This window comes from candidate division KSB1 bacterium, from assembly GCA_034506395.1.
Classification (GTDB): domain Bacteria; phylum Zhuqueibacterota; class Zhuqueibacteria; order Thermofontimicrobiales; family Thermofontimicrobiaceae; genus Thermofontimicrobium.
The window spans coordinates 112,626-132,930 of sequence record JAPDPQ010000014.1 but is presented as its reverse complement, the minus strand read 5'-3'; the positions used below and the strand labels follow the sequence as shown (position 1 = coordinate 132,930).

Here is a 20,305-nt window from a genome sequence, read left to right as displayed (position 1 = left end):
GGCAATTGGGTGTCAGAAAAATCAAATTCTTGCCAAAAGACTTTTGTTGGCTACTGAAACAAACCATAATTGAGGTGGATACTCGTTTATCATAAACGCCCGAATTCATTCGGGCGAGTATGACAAATGAACTATACTTGCTGACCGCTTCAGCGGTCTCTTGGAACTAAATATCTTATGTGGGCGCTAATAACTAGTTGGCGGATCGTTCAGCAAGAATGACATTCATCTCTTAAGTTGACGCTTTTCGCCCAAAAGGCGGACCGCCATGCCAAGGGGCGGACGGTTTTGAGACCCAATAATTTCTTGCATTGAATTTTTTATTGCATTTAATTATCATTTTTGATATGTTCATGCCATCGAAATTATCTTTTCGTAAGCATGAAATGCTTATAGCGATGATCGTTCGTCAGAATGTAGAGTTACTTTAGGGACCAAGATTTCTTCGGATTTCGCAGGGTAAAATAGAGTAATGGCCGATGGCAGCGCTGGAATGCTCATTGCTCCACTACTCCATCACTCCAATGATCCAATTCTTTACTTCTATTGCCCTTTCATCCACAAAATATCCTTAGAACATGCATCCATCTGCTTGCGCTACGCATTAAAGAAAGTCCGAAACCAAACCTCATTGGTCAACAACTGCCAGATCAGATGCGCATTGTCCTCTTTGCCCTCACGATCCAATTGGATTTTGGTGCGCACATAGTTCGGATCATACAATCCTCGGCGCTGGATGGATTCAAACGATAAATAATCATCGATCATCTCTTTTAATGGCCCTCGAATCCAGGAGCGCAGCGGCGTGCCAAACGACGCCTTGGGCCGATGAACGATCTCCTTTGGCAGATATTTCTCTGCCACTTTTTTCAGTAAAAATTTTTGGATGTTTTTCCGAATTCTGAACTGCGGCTGCAGCGTGAACATGAATTCCACGATCCGATGATCCGTCAATGGCGGTCGGGTCTCCACGCTGGCCGCCATGGAAGCCTTATCCGAATACAGCAGATTATGCTCGGGCAGAAACACCCTGGTATCGTTCAGACACATTCGGGTCAGATAGCTAAGGCGCTTTTTTTGTTGAAACCAATAGCTCACTTAATTATTAGAACTCACTTCATTAGCTAAGCCGTGCTTCAAATTAGATATTACGAATCTAAACTTTCCATTGGCAGATCGCTCAATCTGATCGACATAATCGAACACCAATTTAATTTCATCACCCAATCGAAGTCGAGCTTCCTTTTCTATAAGCATTTCATCTTTTTTAGAATAACCTTCTCTACATACAATTCTGATAATTAGCTCATTAACAGAATTCTGAATTAGCTGTGCTTCCCTAACATTTAAACTATCTTTAAATAAATGATCTAATCTACCAACAAATCGACCATCAGGTGTTACAATATAATCTTCAATTCTTCCAATGATTTTTTCAATTATTATCCCTCCTCTGCCACACTTTGAAATCTGATCACTCGCTAAAACGACTTCATCACCAATGTCATATCGAATTAAAGGAAAGGCAATATTACCAAATCCAGTGCAGATTAGCCTTCCTTTTTCTCCAGGTCCGACGGGATAATTATTTGAATCAAGTATTTCAACATAGCTATGTTCAAGCTTCAAATGCAATTCGCCATATTCACATTCTACAATATTACAGCACATTTCAGAGTTCCCATACCAAACAAAAACCTTACATTGAAACACATCCTCAATTATTTTTCTCTGATATTCCAACAATGTCTCTGATGCGGTGTATATCGCTTTAGGTTTTAATGTTCCAGATCCATATTTCTTATATGCCTGCGCTAGCAAATAAACTGAAGATGGATAGCCGCTTAACATTTTTGGCTTGAATATTTCAAGCTCTTTAATATAAAATTTCAAATTATCTTCAGATAAATGATAAGAGGAAAAGAATAGCTGATTGTTTGCATAGTCATATACCCAAAAAGGCGTTTTTTTTCTGTTTGGTTCTGCTACAGGATGACCAGAGCAAAATGCAATTCTATCTCCCCTCTCTAAATTTATTCCTCCCCATAAATAATGTAATGCTCGAAAGGCATATTCTCTTTGGAAGCATTTTTCTGTCAAAGGAAATATAAGAGCTTTGCCCGTTGTGCCACTGGTATGTGTCCACCGATAAGATAATTTCTTTAGATCTGGATAATATAATTTATCAATATGTTTCCTTACCTCTTCTTTGCTTAATATTGGCAAAGATCTTAGCGAATTTTGATCATTTAGCCGGGTAATGATATTATAAATATCATTATACTTATAGAAGGGAATTATAGCAATGACCTCATTATAAAATTCTTTTGTCTGTTCCCATTGATATGATTTTAACTTTTCATTCGAGTAAAACTGACTTTCTTTTAAAAAATTTAATTGCGTTTTATAATTGTCTGTAAATCTTTTCTTCCTTTGGATATATCCATAAAATGTCGCAATAAGATTTTTAAAAATCAATGGTGAATTATAATAAAATAATCTATGTATTTTATTTCCATAATGCATGATTGCCTAACATCCTATAACTCAATATGCCCTTTCCAACCAAAATGAGGCTCAAAACGAAAGCAATCACTGGGATCGATTTCAGATAATTTTCTATTAAATTTAGATAACAAAGAAATGACTTCAATATCTTGGTAGTTAAACTCACAAATTGGATAATGTTCGATCGTAAAAGCATTTTTAATAGTAGGTATTTTTTCCCAATCAAACCCCATTAATTTAGCACAAAATGCATCAACAGCGACGGGATTTATACCAGCGATCAAGACTCCAGTTTGTCTGGGCGTTGGCGCCTCTGGACCGTTTCCTTCTCCAGCAATAATCCCATCGACGATAGTGATATATTTTTTTCTATTTTCTGGCTTATATTCTTTTAAAGTGCCATCAGAATTCGCATAAAATAGAATTTTGTTTAAATCCAAAACGGTGCGCCAGATTGTATCGTTGCCATACCAATTGCCGCTGCGGGTTGTTTCCCTTGTATCACCAAATATGATTTTGCCTGCTTTTTTAAATGGTATTGCAAATTTAGCCAACGATGGATTGTTATGGAGATATGATTTAAATTTTTCAACCAGTGATGCTTCTGCTTTGTTTTTTAAATCAGAGGTTGGGAACTGATCTCCTCCAGAATCTGGTGTACCCTCATTATGGTGGGGCAGAAAATTTTTATATGTATTGATCCCAACTAAATTCTTTAGCGAACATGTTATACCTGCTTTTTTATGCGTTTTTAATTTGGGCAAGTTGATAAACACATCGGCTTCAATTACAGATCGAGAAACTTTGTATCGATGATGGCCGTTTGAATGCGCTTCATTGGTCTCTGATTTATTATAATCTGCTCCATAATATCCTTTTTTGGATGCTCGATGATTGATAAATTCACTATAGTTTTTCAAGTCACATTCCGTTGAACCCAATGGATCACCAGGCAATTTTCTTCTGGAGACAATCACATCGCCCTGGCTTTCCCATTCATCCTCTCTTAAATCCAGAACCTCCACTCCCACCCCTGCTTTTTTGCCCATTTCGATCCATTGCTGCGGCTGCATGATCTTCATTAGCTTTGCCCATGATGAGTCGGTTTGAGGACCATCGGTGATTATGACCCTTCCATTGCCATTCAGTTGGTCTAAAACGATTTTTAGAACCGCTGTAATCACCGCAGGATGCGTGATAACGGATTGCCATTCATTCTTATTATATTTATGGGAGTGGGCGATCCAATTTGGTTTAATAACAATTGTATCATTTGGATGAATGGCATTTTTAAATAATTGAGACCATTTTTTGATGATCAAATCGACTTTTAATTGCTGATATGAATCGCAATATTCAAGAAAAGCTCTGGTATCTATATTCATTTAAAATCCCAAACAATTAAAAACTTAATAAACAGCGCAAATCCTTTGTAAAGCGCTGCAGCGTTTCTGGCTCGCCACAATGGATGAGTCCGCTAATGCCGCACATATTTTTCAGTTCTCTGCAAGAACTTTATTGAAGACCTCGATCATGCGATTGATGTGGATGGCTTTGGTATAGCATTGTCGATAACGGTTATGCGCATTAAGCCCGAGCCTCTTTCGTTCCCCTGGATTTTCTATGAGATACTCTATCGCATTAGCAACTTCTTGTGGTTCCTGCTGGTTTATCAAAATCCCTGTCTCGTTATGCAAAACAACATCTGAAATAGCGCCCACATCTCGAATGGATATCACCACATTTCCCGCAGCCATGGACTCTAAAATGACCAAAGGCAGCCCATCATTGATGCTGGGATATACCAGGATATCCGAGTTACACAAAAGCTCGATTTTTCTTTCATCATAAACAGGACCTAGAAACTGAATATTATCATGAAGCTGCTCGCTTTTAATGATTTGTTCAATTTCACTTTTTATTTTATACTGGCTTTCATTAAAGACAGGGTCGTAGGCCCAATTGCCCGCAATTTTCAATTGGATGTCGGGATATTTCTTTTTTATCAATCCAAGCGCTTGCACTGCAATGTGAATGCCCTTAAATTTAAGCAGATTCCCGAAAAAATACAACGTTGGCAAATGGGAATTAAAATTCTTATGCTTAATATCGATGTTTAAATCTATGCCGTTCGGCACGACATCAATTTCCGTCTCTTTGTGCCAGCGTGAGAAAATGCGTTTCAAGGAATTACCAAGGACAATCGTGCGTTCCACTCTATTCTGAGTCACATCAATGAATCTCTTGACAAACCAATTCGAGCGCAAGTAGAAACGATCGAAATCAGATCCATGCAGATGTTGGATTATCTTTGCTCTTGAAAATATCTTCGAAATCAGGATAAAGAGGCCATCTCGCAAGTATGCAGGACCCTGGGCAGGGCATAAATATATCAGCTTCGGTTTATAAATGAAGCACTGATATATTAGTTGGACTAAATTTTTAATGCTGGTGTAAATATTGATCCAGTCAAATTTGCCGAGATTGTCCAGATCATTTCTTTTGTCGTTTGTATTGAGATGTTGTATGTCAAAAATGTCTTTGATTTTTGAGTCAAGGAGATCTTTCAAATAGATATTTGAGCCATGATAGGGTGGTGGGATTGAACCGATAACTATTATTCTGATTTTCATTTTTTAGCACACATAATTATTGAAGGCAAATATTGGGGAAACATATATTTCGAAATATAAAATATTAAATTTGCTAATAATTTAAATATAAGTTTAACTAATTTGAGCACTATTTTGTCGCTTGATTTAAAAAAGTTTTCAGGTGTCCCCCAAAAATAATACTCTAATATTTTAAAATCGTGCTTTTTCAAAACCGTAGCCAGGGATGTAGCAGAAAATAAATAATTGTGATCTGGATGAATAGACTCTATGCCCCAAAAATATGCAATGAAAAATAAATAATAATGCGCATTTGGTGTAGAAATTATTAATATCCCATCATTATTTAATGCTCTATATATGCTTTTCAAAAAATTACCAACATTATTGACATGCTCAATGATGTCTCCAGCAACGATAATATCAAATTTATCCTGGAAATTCATATTTTCTGCATTTGCGATTAAAAGATTCTCTATTCCCTTCTTTCGTAAAATCTCAATTCCCGCTTCATCTTGATCCAAACCAAACACTCTGCTTTGTCCAAACATTTCAATTAATCTTAAATGTAGCAATTGATTTTGTTGTATCCGTTCTTCGAGTAAACCTGAGTCAACGCATCCAAGATGCAATATTTTTTCTTTATCTTTGCAGATACTGAAAATAAATTCTTCTTTTGAAAGCGGCAGACGTTTTTTGTCAATTAGAGTCGTAAACTTCATATCAGCTATTATCAAAATAATTTGTATTTTTTTATTAATTTGTTATGAATGGCAAGCTAATTAATTATAAACATATTATTATGCTTATCGGAAAAATATTAAACTAATTTTTACAATCTTAGCTTTTTCAGTTCATTAATAAAATTAGAAAAAAATACATCTTCTTTAACACTAAAGTTATTTTTGATTTCAATATTCAAAAGCTTTATTATTGCATCCTTCCATTCTTCTAAGCAATGGTTTTTCAAAACTATTTTTAACGGATAATTCTTTAGGAGTTTTTCAGTATTCCCAGCAGTCGAAGTAAGTATTTTCGCACCACAACTCATCGCTTCAAGCAGGACCATTGGGGTTCCTTCTCGATAAGATGGAAGGATGAATAAATCAGAGCTATTATAATATATGGGCATTTTTTCATAGTTGACTTTTCCATGAAACTCAACACAATTTGTAATTCCAAGCTGCTTGCATTTTGACTTCAAATTTGATTCCTCTTCCCCCGTTCCAACGAAAATCAGTTTCAAATCGCTGCTATGTGATGACTGCAGATGATAAAAAACATCTAATAAAAAATATAGGCCCTTAACTTCTGACAAGCGGCCAACGTATAAAATAATCGTTTCATCTTTTTTTAATCCCAAAAGCTCTCTGCACTTTGCTTTTTCTAATTTTTTAAACATATTTCTATTTACTAAATTTGGCAGATAAAAAGATCTCGTATTTTTGTAAACCAAATTAACCAGGTTTTGACATTCTTCATTTATGGTAATAATCAAATCAGATCTTTTGATAATAGGGAAATGAATAAAAATATCAAAAAGCTTTTGAAATATTTTTTTCCTAAAGAATCTAAATTTGCTGTATAATAAGGGATTTGTCGCTCCATGCATATGATATATAACTTTTTTATATTTAAAAATAACAAGCGGAAGAGCAGCTTCTGGAGAATGGACATAAAATGCATCTATTTTTTTTGCTAGATTGTATAATTTTGAAATTGATAAGATATAGAATAATAGTGATTGCAATCGAATAGGAATATATTTATTGTTTATAATTCTAATAATTGGGATCCTTTCTAATGATACATTATTAAATTTTATTTTTCTTGAAGCAAAGAGTTCTTTTCTTTTCAACGTGGCATCAAAAATAATTATTTCCCCTTGATACAATTCAGCAAAGTTAAGGACAAATGTTAAAGCCCCACCCTGAGGAAATTGTCTTTTGATATCTGCTGGTATAATGATGCCTAGATTAGGATACAATTTATTTTTCATAGTGATTCTTTTTTCTTAGCAGATTTTCCTACCGCAATGCCAAGAACAACAGCTCCATAAACATTGCTCTGACCATAAATGATACCATTTAGCATTCCAGCTGTTATAGTTGCTAATATTACTAATATCGAAATCTTTCCTATGGATAAATCAATATGTTTGTAAACTTGAATGGCATTTTTGTATAGCGCTATTTGAAAGATTATATAAAAAATTACGCTAATAAGCCCTGTGCCCACCAACAAGTCAATGTAATCATTGTGCCCTCCGACGGCAATTCCTACCTCATCCAGGGTTATAGATTTTAATGAACCTAGTCCAGATCCAAACAGGATTTGTGTTGCAGAACCACGGAAGAAATGTTTAAGTTGAGCAGGCCAAATCGTAAATCTCCCCGATCCGAGCGAGTTCATGTTCCCTGCATATATGGCCTCATCAAAGTCTCGCATACGACTGGGAATCGCCTGTTCTATTTGAAATGAGAATTGATAGTATAAAATCGAAAAAACAGCTATTGACGCCAATAAAAAAATGAGCTTGTTCTTATATTTTCTTTCGATAATAACAGCAGCGATAACCATTATTGAAAAAGCAACGAGACTTGTTCTAACAAATGTTAATATCATAAATAATATTGATGAAATAAGGGCAATCCAACTAATAACTGACTTTGGTTTTAATAATAATTTGTAATAGATAAACGGCATCAAAAGCAGGAGTGTAAATGCAAAAGAATGAGGTCCTTTATATAACGAATAAAATTCAGCAGCTCCATAATAGCCGCTTGTATATTTACCAGAAACAAAGATAAAAATATTTATAATCAAAAAAATTAAAATCATTTTATAAAATAATAAAAATATCTTTTCGTACTTTATGTGCTGGGAAATGTCAGCTATAACAGGTATTAAAAGGATCCATGGCAATATTTTTAAAATTTGCTGTATAATAGCTGAAAAGCCTGCCGAAGATATAGTTCCAACGAGTAATGAAAACATAAATGCAATTATAAAATTGGTAATTCGATATCGAAATGGATTCTGCCCTCTAATTATCCAATAAAATAGCTCTAAGAAAATTAAAAATGATGCCCAAATCGACATCATGTTAAAATCATATCCCATAAAATTAAAAAATGATATATCATGTGCAAATTCAATAAAAGGACGAATTAACACCAGTAGAATTATTATTAAATTTAAATTAAATCTTAATAATATTAAAGAAATAATAAATAGAAAAACTATAAAAAATTCAATCATGATTAGTTAATAGATTTTTATAAATTTGGTAATAATTATTCGCAACGCTATCTATGCTATAATTTTGAACAATATAATTATGTCCATTATTTGCTAAATTTATCCTTAATTCAAAATCATTTAAAATCATTTCAATTTTATCAGCAAGATCTAATTCAGATTTGCTATCAAATTTTAAACAATGGTAGCGATCTTGAAAATGATCAAAGGCAGGTATTCTGCTTAAGATAACGGGTTTCATGCATGCCATAGCTTCTAAAACAACATTACATGTGCCTTCAATTTCAGATGGCATCACAAATATGTCTGTAATAGCTAGAATTTCTTCAACAAAAGAACAAGGTCCGATAAATTTTATGAAATTATCAAGATGCTCCCTTGTTATTATTTTTTTAATTTCTATATAATAATTATTTAATAGGTTATAATATTTTTTATCTACATTGTTGTTGCCCAAATTTTCACTGTAGGGCCCAACAACTAATAATAGCATATCATTTTCATGTCTAGCTCTTAAAATTCCAATTGCCTCAATTAGTTTTTTAACATTTTTTATTGGTTCCACAGCACCAATAAAAGTTATGATTTTTTTATTTTCAGGTAAATTATATTTTTCTTTTATTAATTTTAAATCAATAACTTTTTTTGGATTAAATTTATCAATATCTACTCCATTCAGTTGCAATATTAATTTCTTTTTATTAATAATTTTCCTAAAATTATTGTACATTTCGTCTGTTTGGCATATATATTTTTCTGGCATTTTGAGACTATATAGGAAAGCATATTTTAAAATTTTGTTGTTATTGTATCTGTTATTTAATTCGACGCCTAATGAAGCAGCCTTTGCAATAACAGAACTTTTTCTTATCTTTTTGCTTATAAAGGCGGGAAGTAAATACAACAAGCCATAATCATGAAAGTGTACAATATCATATTTTTTTGATATAAGAATTTTAAGACAAATTCCTATAGAAAACATTATTTTTCTTATTATTAATCTCTTGGCTATTACAGGAATTCTGAAAATTTTTATTTTTAAATTTAGCTCTTCGACTATTCTATCTCTTCCTAATCTCTGAGTAATAATATCTATTTTAATATAGTGTTTCTCAGAAAGGCTTTTGGATAAATAAAAAGCTTGTACGCCTGCTCCAGCATGATACGGTGGCAGAGCGCCAGTTACCATTAATGCCCTTATCTCTTTTTCCATTTAAAAATGATTGTGATTTTTAGCTTTTTATAATCTACTTGTGACTAATATTCAATATTTTATTGTATATTTCTTTTCTAGCCTGAGCTTGGGACTGTGCATCAAAATTTTGCTTTAGATAATCCTTATTGAACTTATACCAATTACTCGCATATAGGTTATAATTTAAGATGGTATTGTACAACGCTTTTTTTGCTTGAATTATATTATTTTGACTAACAATTAGTCCGTTCTTTTCATGTTTAATTATTTCAGGTATATCACAATGGTCGCTTCCAATTACTGGCATGCCCGTTGCCATCATATCGGTAAGAATGACTGGAAAGCCTCCCTCACAATCCCCATCATCCCCAAAGATGCTGAGTTGCATGAAAAGATGATGTTGATAGGAAATCTCTATTAATTTTCTGTATGATAAAAATCCATATTTTTTAACTATTTTTTGTAGCGGTGATCTTTCTATAAATTCAAAAATCTCTTTTTTCGTTTGAAAAGATTCTACTGAATTGGTAGCGTCACCAACCAAACTCACTTCGATTTTTATATCAGGATGCTTTCTAATTAATAATTCAATTGCTTTTAATGAAATTATAATCCCCTTTTTTTTTGTGAATGTTCCAACTATTAAGATCTTAAAGGGATCCAAACCATTCCAACATCTTTGTATAGCATTTATTGAAGCAAGATTTACCCCCAAGTGTGATACATAAACTTTTTCCTCCTGGCAACCTAAATTTATCACCGTTTTTTTTGAATATAACCCTTCAACAAAGACCCCACTTACGCTTTCAAAAAGCTTTTTATACTGATTCAAAAATTTAGAATTGTGATATATTACCTTGCCAAAGTCTGCGCCATAGAAAGAAACTACGTGCGGGACATTTAGTTTTTTTGCAAGTGACATGTTCTCAACACCGATATTTCCAAAATGAGAATGCAAAATATTTACACCTTCCTTTTTGCTACTTTTTACCCAATAGGAGATACATTGCTTTAAAAGTCTTCTGGAAGCTTTTTGTATGAACTCATTTATTTTTGTAAGATCTTCAGTAGAATATATAGGTTGAAAAGGAAATTTATCCAAATTCTCAGTCTTAGTTGTTAGAACAACATGCTTAATGTCTACATCATTAATTAATTGATTATAAATCCAAGTTCCAGTTTTAAATAAGTATGGATGAATAGTATGCGCAACAATAATCATTTTTTTATTTGCTAATAAAAATATAAATTAAAATTTGTCATTTAAAAAAGTACTTAGATAACAATGGACTAAAACCAACAATATCTGTGACAATTTCTTTATTATTTTTTAATGATAAGATACCATATAACATGAAAGCAAGAAGAGCTCCAAATAAAAGCAACTGAAACTTTGATAAGTAGCTTTTCAAAAGAAAATTGTAGATAAAAAGAACCAAAGTGACAATAAAACTGTTTTGCAAAGGTATTTTAAGTTCTCTAAGAAAGAAAAAAGAATTTAAGTTAACCAACCGAAACGGTATAGCAAAATTTGGATAACCAAGTATTAAAATAGAAGCAATTGCATAAGCAATGGCTACTCCTACTATTCCCCAATGAATTCCAATCATGAAAGCGATGATTGCAATAATCCCAGCGGCAACACCCCAGCGGAACATCCAATCGGTGTGTCCTTTTGCCTGGTAGATGCTGCCTGTCGTTGTCCCAATGGATTGCACTAATCCCACTGGCGCTAATATAATAATCAACAAAACAACGGGTTCCCATTTTGGCCCTAAAAAGGTAAGGATCAAAGGCTTTGCCAAGGCCATTGCACCAAACATTAGCGGAAAGCTAATGAACGCAATCATCTTTGCTACTTTGAGATAGGCGTCGACAAATCTTTTGTTATCTTCTTGAAAACGAGAATAAATGGGAAACATAACACGGCTAATTACCCCAGATATATTTTGTATGGGAAACAATAGAATTCGATAGGCCAACGTATAATAACCCAAATCCTGAGCACCTAAATAGCGGCCGATGAGCATATAATCTGCATTCCTGGCAAAATAGTTAAAAACATTGAACCCCACTAAATTTAAGCTATAGCGAACGACTGATTTTAATTCTTGCCAATTAAAAATAGCTTTGGGACGCCAGGAACTAAATCGCCATAATAAAGCTGTATTCAATAAAGCTGTGACAAGTGATTGGGCGACCAGGCTCCATACCCCTGCTCCCAAGGTTGCCATTCCTATCCCAGCTATTGAGCCGAAAATAACTGAGCTAATTTCTACTTTCGCAAGGTAACCAAATGACAGCGAACGTTCTAATAGCGCCTGATGCAATATACTGAATCCAGAAATTAAAAAGCTTAACGATAACACTTGCAAAATTGATGTAATACGAGCCTCGTGATAGAATGCAGCACCAAGAGGAGCTGCCGCAAAAATTAGAGCCGTTGCCAATATCCCAAAAGTGACATTTATCCAAAAAACACTTGATAAAAGGGAAGGCGTGAGTTCTTTTTTTTGGATGATAGCTGCAGCAGTTCCCAGGTCTTTAAAAATATTTAAAAAACCAATAACAACCATCGCCATGCCAAGCAGACCAAAATCGGAAGGATCAAGCAAACGAGCAAGAATAATAGTGGTTAATAACTGGGTTCCTTGGCGAACGATTTGTGAAATCGTTGACCATTTGACGCCAGAAATTGCAGATTCTCTAAGTGACATTCGGCTTTGTAACTAATAATTTGAAATTTGAATTATGAGAATTATCTAATATTGTCAGTAATAAATAGATTAGTTAAGCTTTTTTTGCAACGATCATATACATCCACGTCCACTGCTCACATCTGTCGATTTTATCTAACAGAAAGCTTGTAGCTTGTATTATAATACCTAAAATGGGGATTATCGGGAGAAGCTTTAGCGGTCCTCGATGAAAACGATTTAAATAATAGACGAACAATTGTCCAAATGTCACCCAGAAGCCAGATAAAGCTTTCAATTCGATAATCTCAAATCCCACTTTTTCGAATAAGTATTTTATCCCATATTTGCTGTATCTGAAGAAATCACGAGGTTCTTCATGCAAATGCCATATAAATGGAATTGAAAATATCGCATAGCCTCCTTTTTTCAATACTCTGAAACATTCGCCAAGGGCTTTTTCTGGTTCTTCTAAATGCTCTAATACTGCCGTGCAAAGAGCACTATCAAATGATTCATCTTCGGCAGGAATAGAATAGGCGCTGCCAAATAAGTCGATGTTGGATTTTTCATGCAAGGTGCCTTCATGATCCACTCCGATATGCTCAGAAACGTAAGGCGCTAATAATCTTTGATAGGGCTTTGAGCCGCAGCCAATATCAATCAATCTTCCATGACAGTATTTAGCTGCAAAATTTTTTAGATGATAATCATGGATGGCATTCACTAAAAAATTGAAGAATTCTTTGGCCTTTTATATCGCTTCTGGAAAAGATTTATAATTGACGCGATGATGATATATTTGAGAAGCATCAAGAATCTTTTTATTGAATTTTGTTTTACCCACCAAAAAATCCAGATAATTCTTGAAAGTGGGGATTGCGGACTTCGCTATTTCTGTATCTAATATATCTGCGCTGGAAATTTTTGAAATTTCAATTACATCCTGAAATAATATTTCACCTTTATCAATTTCTTCGGCAACTTTATGCAAAGTGTAACCAGTGTATTTTTCACCATTTTTTAAACACCAATAGGATGGTACTGGTCCTCTATAAAAAGGTAGCAATGAAGGATGAAAATTTACTAAACTTTTAAATCGATCAATAGTATTTTTTTTAAATATTTGATTAAATCCTGCAATAATACCATGGTCATTATTCTTAATTTTTGAACAAAAAGACTTAGAATTTATATTAGCAATTGAGAGAAATTTCAGACCATATTTTATAGACATTTTGAATGCAGTAATTTTAGAAATTAGAATGAATCGTTGGTCATTTATTGACCTTAAAATTCGCCATGGAATTTTGTTTTTATTTTTTTTTGATCGTTTAGCTGAAAAAACAACCGTTGTCCTTTCATGATTTCTTTTTGAAAATTTGATAAACTCATGCAAAAAAGGTAGACCATATCCTGTATTGCAAAAGAGATAAATCATTTTGTGATACTCCTGACAATTTTTAGAGCTTTCTCAATGATTTTAGCTTTTGTATCTTTTAAATAAATTACGGGGCTAGGCAATTCTAAAGCTCCGAAGCTTTTTTTAAAGGCCCGCACTCCTTCATGACCGCCACTTGGATTGAAATCAAACCATTCAAAGCCACGTTCACAAGCATCTTTAATAATTTCATACATCAACAAATTCACGGGACGAAAATTGAAGTACTCTGACAGCGATGCTCCGTGCCAATAAACAACATGCTTTTTGGCGTAAAAGCATAGCGCACCAGAAATTATTTTGTTTTCATAATAGGCTAACCAGAGACTGATATTAGGCGATGATAAGCTAAATAATTCTTGAAAAAGTTGCCAACTATACCGAGAAGAAGCAGAAGGTCCCCACCTATTTATTGAATCTAAATAAATATCATAATACGATTTCCACTCTTTATGATCCTTAGTTTTTTTTATTATGATCCCATGTTTTTTAGCCTTTGTTGCCTTTCTTATCACAGCATCTTTTTTATTAGCCCAATAATTTTGGATCGAATCAAAACCTCCTTTTAAATTTAGAGCATGAGTGTCATCTTGCATAATATCAGCAAGATTTTTAATACAATCTGAAAATGAGTCATAAGGATTTATTCTCCAAACAATATTTTTATAATTGTCTGTAATATATTTAAATAGTATTGAAAAATGATTCTCTGATAGATTATCAATCGAAATCCAGCCTCCAAAAGTCCCTGCAGGAGAAGAAATAAACTGGTGGATTAGCCCTTTTAATTTATTATGACATGAAAAAGGTAGAAGGGCTTTTTTGCCATCTGAGAACGTTATTAATCTTGGCGCTGGATTTAACTTTCGGTGGGAATATCTTTGCCATACCTCAGCCCATTCTCTTGAATGAAAATAGGTTGCATAATCACAATTTTCCCAAATGTGATCCCACTCTGCTGCATCAGGGACAGTACTGGATTTTAAATAAAGGTTCATCTATGAAAAATTAGCTTTACTGTTTCAATAACGCTTTGAATATCGTTTTCTTCTAACTTAGCAGATAATGGAATGGATATTGTTCGCTCCGAAATCCATTCTGCATTAGGAAAGTCGCTAATCTTATAACCAAATTTCTGCTGATAATAAGGATGCAAGTGCAAAGCAATATAATGGACGCCAACACCGATATTATATTCAGTCATTTTATTGATGAAATCATCACGAGAAAAATTTAGCTGATCAATGTCAAGCATTAGAGTATAAAGATGATAGGCATGCCGAGTATTTGGTTCGGGATCGGCAGGTGTAACAACTGGTAGACCTTGAAACGCTTCGTTATATGCTTGCCAAATCATTTTGCGACGCTGCCAGTATTGTTCAATTCTTGGCAATTGATGAATTCCAATGGCAGCCTGGATATCCATCATGTTGTATTTATAACCTGCGTAAACCACTTGATAGTGCTTATAGCCAGAATCACTAAACCTTGCCCAGGCATCTTTGCTCATCCCATGCAGCGCCAGGATTTTAATCTGATTGGCGTACTCTTCATTATTGGTGATTGCCATGCCGCCCTCACCTGTGACAATATTTTTAGTCACGTAAAAACTGAAGCAACCGATCTCACCAAAAGTCCCTGCTTTTTTGCCATGATATTCGGTTTCGATGGCATGGGCGCAGTCCTCGACAATTTTCAGATGATGCTTCTTTGCAATCTCTAAAATGGCATCCATATTACATGGCCGACCAGCAAAATGAACGGGGATAATGGCTTTGGTTTTTCGAGTGATCTTCCGTTCAATATCTTCAGGATCAATATTCATCGTGTCACGTTCGCAATCCACGAAAACAGGCGTAGCACCCGCATGGATAACGGCATTGGCCGTAGCGGCAAACGTCATGGTGGGAACGATCACTTCATCTCCAGGCTGAATTCCAATGGCCAGCATGGCGAGATGTAATGCAGCCGTGCATGAATTCAATGCCATAGCATATTTGGTGCCTTTATAAGCTCGAAACATTTCCTCGAATTGATGCACTTTGGGACCCGTTCCAAGCCATCCTGATTTTAAGGAAGCCACCACTTCATCAATTTCTGGCTGCTCAATGAGCGGAGCTCCAAAAATTAGAAAGTTATCTCTCTTTTTGAAATTTGATCTATCCATTTTAATTTGCCAACTTAAATTTTTTATTTCACCACTAGCGAAAAGCACATGCAGAGCCAAGAATATGATTTTGTAATCATTAAATAAGCTGTTGAGCTGGAAGATGCGGATGATGATGGATTTTTAATTTGCATATTGGCTTTCGGCCTCTGGCCTGGCGCCATTCGCTTTTGGCTTCTGGCGTTTCGCTGGTGGCATTTCAGGCGTTATATCCGGCTCGTATCACCAACCCGCTTTTTGAGAAAAAGCGGGTTAGACTGATTTCGGTGCCATTCATGAGCATTTAAAAACGGATTCATGAATTCAGCCAGGCAATGGTTATTGGTCAATTTTATTGAACTACTTATCAGGATCTGAATATTTAGCAGGTCACCGAGCAACTGAGCGAGCGGAGAATGAGATTGTGGTGCTTTGGTTTAGAATCATTACAGTTATTGCATCAAAATGCCTTATTATAGCTGTTGCTTTTTGAGCCAGCTTTGAATATATCCGATAAATTGATAAAGGTCTGATAAATTCTGCAAATAATCATACATTTTATTCCAGTCGATCTACAGATAAAGGTGCACCAATATATTTCTAAAACCAGCGATAGGCGCTAATTTTGGGCGAACGCTTTCGGGATAATGTCCAGATCACCTATAATGAAGACGACAGTGAAATAATCGATGGGTTTTTCACCTTCGGCGATAGCAATAGCTCGATTGGAGATATCGAGAATACATTGGGTCGCAATTTCAAAGTTGCGCTCAATGATATCTTTAAAATAGGTTTCGCGCTGTATTTCTGCCAGCGTTTTTTCTTTAAACGGTTCTAATTTCTGCAAGCAGCTTTTCAGTTTTTCTAAGCGCGCTTCGATTCCGCTGAATTTGTTTTTCATTTCGTGATGAACTCAAGCTATTCTGATAATGGAAATTTAAGAAAGGCAAAAAATCAAAGAATTGGCTTAAAATGGTCGCTTCGTATTCCACACGTATGGCTGGCTCGACAGAATAGATACATTTTCCACAAATAATATTGTAATTCAACGCTAGCGGAGCTTTATTCATGATGACCAGATCGACTGCCTGAATATTGAGTATCTTCCGCAAATCTACTTCCATATAATATTTCGCATCGAAGCTGATTTCCTGGCTGAGATAAATCCCGATATCACAATCGCTCAAGGGACCAATTCGACCGCCGACCTGGGAGCCGAACAGGTACGCTAGCAGGACAAACTCTTTTTCCTGGAAATAACGATTAATTTGAGAGAGATCTTTTTCCAACACTTTTTGCATTGAAGCATTGTCTTTAAATATGGGCTGACTTCAAATCAAATATCTTAAAAATAAAAATCAAGGTATATTTTTTGGTGTCACAAACCAGTTTTTTATGAACAACCTGGTTGGATTTATTAAGACTATTCGTATTCTGATTATGCTATAAATTCAGCGCACTTTGGATCTGGCGGAGAAATTTCTTTACATCAGGCATCTTCTTTAAAATATCATGGCAAATTTTTTGAGCATCGACTTTTTCATAGTCATGAGCCAATAGGTTTCTGAACCCAGCAATCTTTGCAAAAGAATAGGCAAATTCTTTATCCAGGATTTCATTCTCGCCGAGAATATCAAACGCATCGCTGTAAGATTGCGGCGGTCTCAATGCTCGTGCTTTGATAATCATTTCGGCTAATGCAATGCAGGTATCGGCCATTAAATATAGATAATAAAGTAAGGCGCCTCGATAGACCGGGTCGATGGCAAATTTCTTCTCACATGCGTCAGCCAGGCCTTCAATGTATTTTATGTATTCTTTGATCCTACCAATTTTCTGTCTAATACGTTCCATTTCAGATTCCCATAGCCAAACGACGTTGATGGCGGAAGTCAATGCCATTGTGAATAGCTTTTAACTCATAAGCAGCTCTCTGCTCTGGTTCAGAATCGTATAACAGGATGCCATCGCGGGCAATGGATTCTGATAATATCAGATTTTGGAGATCATTTAGAATAACGATATCGATGTCATTTCGTTTTAAAGCCCGAGAACATTCTGCATACAGAGTCAGCTTGAAGTCATAATTCGCTGCATCAGGATGGACATAAAACGCCAGATCCACATCGCTATTTTTCGAATATGTATTGGTGACTAACGATCCAAAGCAATAACAGAAGAGGATCTGATCACGATATCTGGCAAAGATCGGCTGGAGCGCTTTTTTTATTTTGGAAACGGTAGAATTCATTGTTAAACCCAATGTTCGCTTGCTTCGCCCGCTTAAGCGATTTTGAATCATTTCATCAGCTTCTGGACAACTGACATCACATGTTCAGGGCAAGTTTCTTTGGATATTGTGATTTTCGCCTTTCTGCCCAGATGTTGATGAAGAAAGAAGCGATTCATTTCCCAATTGTTCTGTCAAAATAATATAAGAAAAATATTTTAAAAATCAAGTGTTATATTTTAAACGCAATGCCACAAAGATCCTGGCTATTTGGGATCTGCGATTTGGCGCATCATGTTTATTGCTTTGCGCCTGGCTGTTGGTTTCTGCCTTGTCATGATTGGAGACGCTTTCCTGGGCTTCAGTTGCCGCTCGCCAGCCACTGATTACTGATTACTGATTACTGATTACTGTTTACTGCTGACTGACGACTGACGACTAAGTGCTGTTGCGTTTTCTCAATTATCAGTGCTGCTATAAACATGTTGTTCTCAACGGCACTGAGCTCTGGATGAGTGAAAATCGGCAACAATCATGGAGTGACAATGATGCAGATATGATATGGCCGCGAACAAAAAGGCCTTGGAAAAAATTTAAGTTCCCTCACTTTTTCGATGGATAGAAGTGATGATGAATAGATTGTTGCTCCTAACGTAAGACTTATGATTATTGATCAAGAGATTCAATAGCATCCACTTGGATTCCAAGCTTGTTATCTTTGATACGCTTTATTTTATTGCAATTGCTTTTTTGGCACTGATGCTGGTTATGAAGCCCCACGCCCAGTGAGAACTGCTGGGATTGTCTTGAACAAAATTTTGAAATCGAGCCAGAGCGACCATTGGTCGATGTATTGCAGATCCATCCTGACCCAATCATCGAAGTCTTTGATCTGATTGCGGCCGCTGCATTGCCACAGGCACGTGATCCCAGGCTTGACGGAAAGTTTGCGCCGGTGCCAGCTTTTGAACTCAGGGACTTCGGTGACCAAGGGTGGACGTGGGCCAACAAGGCTCATATCACCTTTCAGGACACTGAAAAGCTGCGGAAGTTCATCCAGACTGAACTTTCTGAGAATGCGCCCAATTTTTGTGACGCGGGGGTCGTTTTTCATTTTGAAAACGACTCCATTCATCTCGTTCTGAGCTAACAATTGCTTTTTTATTTCGTCGGCATTGACCACCATGGTGCGAAATTTATAGCTGGTAAATCGGCGTTTGTTCAGTCCAACGACATTCCAACGGTAAAAAACTGGTCCAGGAGAGGTAAACTTAATGGCAAGGGCGATGATCAAAAACAATGGGGAGAGAATAATCAACCCGACGCCAGCAATCAACACATCGATCACGCGCTTTACGAATAGCTCCCATTCCTTTCGAGGGGTTGTGGTATAGGTAATTATGGGTAGACCGTGAACGGTCTCCACTTCAGTATGGGCTTTAATGCCGTTGTAGAAATCGGAGATGATCCGCGCCTGAACTCCTTCGGTTTCACAAAGCTGGAGCAGATCCTTGGACGCTTCAAGCTTTCCGAGCGGTAGAGCGAAAATCACCTCTTCGATGAAGTAATTATGAAGCACTTCAGGTAGATCGGATAATCTTCCGATAATTTTAGAGCCAAGGAACTCGCTGCCCACTTCGTGGCCATTGGCATCCAAAAATCCGACGATGTCCAGCCCCCAATCGCTATATTTCTGAATATAATCCACCAATCGCTTGGAGCTATCGCCATCGCTGATGATCAATACCTTGCGCCTGTTAATACCCTTCTTTCGGTAGTGCTCCAGTACCAAGAGCAGGACATACTTTTCGATCAACAGGAAAATGATATTGACAAAACCAAAAAGATAGATGAAGCTTCGAGCGATATGGTCGATATGAAAACTGTAAAGCAAAAGAATCAGCAAACCGATCCCCCAACCCACGGTTTTGAGCACGCGCTGTAGCTCATTAAGAAAAGATGTGTAGCGGAGGGTTAAGGTACTTTGCTGGAATTGAAGAACGATGGTCCAAACCACGAGGATTGGGATCAAGAGCGGGAGATATTGACGGAATTGGATCTCTGCTCCGAAGGAATAAATGCGGATCAAGATAGATCGCAATGGGAAGGTGAGCAGAAATGAGACAATGGTCGTCATTAAATCGCCGAACAATATCACTCCCGGTGTCAAGCGAAGATGTCTTCTCAACATACGTTGCAGCCCCGAGTTGTTTAAT

Annotated in this window: 19 protein-coding genes; all 19 read right to left on the bottom strand. The window is 35.9% G+C overall.

All coding sequences use genetic code 11. From position 1 onward, the window contains the following. Positions 1-597: 597 nt before the first annotated feature. On the bottom strand, positions 598-1,098 hold the full coding sequence (locus ONB37_11195; GenBank protein MDZ7400720.1) for an asparagine synthase C-terminal domain-containing protein: 501 nt from the start codon (positions 1,096-1,098) through the stop codon (positions 598-600). Then, positions 1,099-2,526: a hypothetical protein gene (locus tag ONB37_11190; GenBank protein ID MDZ7400719.1), complete on the bottom strand. Its 1,428-nt coding sequence runs from the start codon at positions 2,524-2,526 to the stop codon at positions 1,099-1,101. Positions 2,527-2,540: 14 nt separating this feature from the next. Then, on the bottom strand, positions 2,541-3,893 hold the full coding sequence (locus ONB37_11185; protein ID MDZ7400718.1) for a DUF362 domain-containing protein: 1,353 nt from the start codon (positions 3,891-3,893) through the stop codon (positions 2,541-2,543). A 111-nt stretch (positions 3,894-4,004) separates the two neighbouring features. After that, complete coding sequence (locus ONB37_11180; GenBank protein MDZ7400717.1) at positions 4,005-4,739, bottom strand: glycosyltransferase family 4 protein; 735 nt, start codon at positions 4,737-4,739, stop codon at positions 4,005-4,007. 398 nt (positions 4,740-5,137) lie between these two features. After that, positions 5,138-5,842: a class I SAM-dependent methyltransferase gene (locus ONB37_11175; GenBank protein ID MDZ7400716.1), complete on the bottom strand. Its 705-nt coding sequence runs from the start codon at positions 5,840-5,842 to the stop codon at positions 5,138-5,140. A 110-nt stretch (positions 5,843-5,952) separates the two neighbouring features. Beyond that, positions 5,953-7,119, bottom strand: a complete 1,167-nt coding sequence (locus ONB37_11170; protein ID MDZ7400715.1) for a glycosyltransferase family 4 protein — start codon at positions 7,117-7,119, stop codon at positions 5,953-5,955. Beyond that, the gene (locus ONB37_11165) at positions 7,116-8,225 is read right to left on the bottom strand and encodes an O-antigen ligase family protein (protein MDZ7400714.1); all 1,110 of its coding nucleotides are present in this window, start codon (positions 8,223-8,225) and stop codon (positions 7,116-7,118) included. The genes ONB37_11170 and ONB37_11165 overlap by 4 nt, the downstream gene beginning before the upstream one ends. A gap of 148 nt (positions 8,226-8,373) precedes the next feature. Next, on the bottom strand, positions 8,374-9,594 hold the full coding sequence (locus tag ONB37_11160) for a glycosyltransferase family 4 protein (protein ID MDZ7400713.1): 1,221 nt from the start codon (positions 9,592-9,594) through the stop codon (positions 8,374-8,376). Between the two features lie 34 nt (positions 9,595-9,628). After that, the gene (locus ONB37_11155) at positions 9,629-10,798 is read right to left on the bottom strand and encodes a glycosyltransferase (GenBank protein ID MDZ7400712.1); all 1,170 of its coding nucleotides are present in this window, start codon (positions 10,796-10,798) and stop codon (positions 9,629-9,631) included. Between the two features lie 37 nt (positions 10,799-10,835). Continuing rightward, entirely contained in the window at positions 10,836-12,293 is a 1,458-nt protein-coding gene (locus tag ONB37_11150; protein MDZ7400711.1) for an MOP flippase family protein, read from the bottom strand. Between the two features lie 73 nt (positions 12,294-12,366). Next, positions 12,367-12,999, bottom strand: coding sequence for a class I SAM-dependent methyltransferase (locus ONB37_11145; GenBank protein MDZ7400710.1), 633 nt, complete (start codon positions 12,997-12,999; stop codon positions 12,367-12,369). 27 nt (positions 13,000-13,026) lie between these two features. Then, positions 13,027-13,713, bottom strand: coding sequence for a formyltransferase family protein (locus ONB37_11140; protein MDZ7400709.1), 687 nt, complete (start codon positions 13,711-13,713; stop codon positions 13,027-13,029). Then, entirely contained in the window at positions 13,710-14,711 is a 1,002-nt protein-coding gene (locus ONB37_11135; protein MDZ7400708.1) for a GNAT family N-acetyltransferase, read from the bottom strand. Before ONB37_11135 ends, ONB37_11140 begins: the two co-directional genes overlap by 4 nt. After that, positions 14,708-15,880, bottom strand: coding sequence for a DegT/DnrJ/EryC1/StrS family aminotransferase (locus ONB37_11130; GenBank protein ID MDZ7400707.1), 1,173 nt, complete (start codon positions 15,878-15,880; stop codon positions 14,708-14,710). The genes ONB37_11135 and ONB37_11130 overlap by 4 nt, the downstream gene beginning before the upstream one ends. 598 nt (positions 15,881-16,478) lie before the next feature. After that, complete coding sequence (locus ONB37_11125; GenBank protein MDZ7400706.1) at positions 16,479-16,706, bottom strand: DUF86 domain-containing protein; 228 nt, start codon at positions 16,704-16,706, stop codon at positions 16,479-16,481. Next, a complete protein-coding gene (locus tag ONB37_11120) occupies positions 16,684-17,160 on the bottom strand; it encodes a nucleotidyltransferase domain-containing protein (protein ID MDZ7400705.1) in 477 nt (158 codons plus the stop codon). The genes ONB37_11125 and ONB37_11120 overlap by 23 nt, the downstream gene beginning before the upstream one ends. A 142-nt stretch (positions 17,161-17,302) precedes the next feature. Then, on the bottom strand, positions 17,303-17,713 hold the full coding sequence (locus ONB37_11115) for a DUF86 domain-containing protein (protein MDZ7400704.1): 411 nt from the start codon (positions 17,711-17,713) through the stop codon (positions 17,303-17,305). A gap of 1 nt (position 17,714) precedes the next feature. Beyond that, positions 17,715-18,110: a nucleotidyltransferase domain-containing protein gene (locus ONB37_11110; protein MDZ7400703.1), complete on the bottom strand. Its 396-nt coding sequence runs from the start codon at positions 18,108-18,110 to the stop codon at positions 17,715-17,717. Positions 18,111-18,855: 745 nt separating this feature from the next. Then, positions 18,856-20,280, bottom strand: coding sequence for a sugar transferase (locus ONB37_11105; protein ID MDZ7400702.1), 1,425 nt, complete (start codon positions 20,278-20,280; stop codon positions 18,856-18,858). Positions 20,281-20,305 lie beyond the last annotated feature (25 nt).

Bases quoted from the DNA above. Each gene is read 5' to 3' on its own strand.
- ONB37_11190 (MDZ7400719.1), bottom strand. From the start codon at position 2,526: ATGCATTATGGAAATAAAATACATAGATTATTTTATTATAATTCACCA.
- ONB37_11185 (MDZ7400718.1), bottom strand. From the start codon at position 3,893: ATGAATATAGATACCAGAGCTTTTCTTGAATATTGCGATTCATATCAG.
- ONB37_11175 (MDZ7400716.1), bottom strand. From the start codon at position 5,842: ATGAAGTTTACGACTCTAATTGACAAAAAACGTCTGCCGCTTTCAAAA.
- ONB37_11170 (MDZ7400715.1), bottom strand. From the start codon at position 7,119: ATGAAAAATAAATTGTATCCTAATCTAGGCATCATTATACCAGCAGAT.
- ONB37_11165 (MDZ7400714.1), bottom strand. From the start codon at position 8,225: ATGATGTCGATTTGGGCATCATTTTTAATTTTCTTAGAGCTATTTTAT.
- ONB37_11160 (MDZ7400713.1), bottom strand. From the start codon at position 9,594: ATGGAAAAAGAGATAAGGGCATTAATGGTAACTGGCGCTCTGCCACCG.
- ONB37_11155 (MDZ7400712.1), bottom strand. From the start codon at position 10,798: ATGATTATTGTTGCGCATACTATTCATCCATACTTATTTAAAACTGGA.
- ONB37_11150 (MDZ7400711.1), bottom strand. From the start codon at position 12,293: ATGTCACTTAGAGAATCTGCAATTTCTGGCGTCAAATGGTCAACGATT.
- ONB37_11140 (MDZ7400709.1), bottom strand. From the start codon at position 13,713: ATGATTTATCTCTTTTGCAATACAGGATATGGTCTACCTTTTTTGCAT.
- ONB37_11135 (MDZ7400708.1), bottom strand. From the start codon at position 14,711: ATGAACCTTTATTTAAAATCCAGTACTGTCCCTGATGCAGCAGAGTGG.
- ONB37_11130 (MDZ7400707.1), bottom strand. From the start codon at position 15,880: ATGGATAGATCAAATTTCAAAAAGAGAGATAACTTTCTAATTTTTGGA.
- ONB37_11120 (MDZ7400705.1), bottom strand. From the start codon at position 17,160: ATGCAAAAAGTGTTGGAAAAAGATCTCTCTCAAATTAATCGTTATTTC.
- ONB37_11115 (MDZ7400704.1), bottom strand. From the start codon at position 17,713: ATGGAACGTATTAGACAGAAAATTGGTAGGATCAAAGAATACATAAAA.
- ONB37_11110 (MDZ7400703.1), bottom strand. From the start codon at position 18,110: ATGAATTCTACCGTTTCCAAAATAAAAAAAGCGCTCCAGCCGATCTTT.
- ONB37_11105 (MDZ7400702.1), bottom strand. From the start codon at position 20,280: ATGTTGAGAAGACATCTTCGCTTGACACCGGGAGTGATATTGTTCGGC.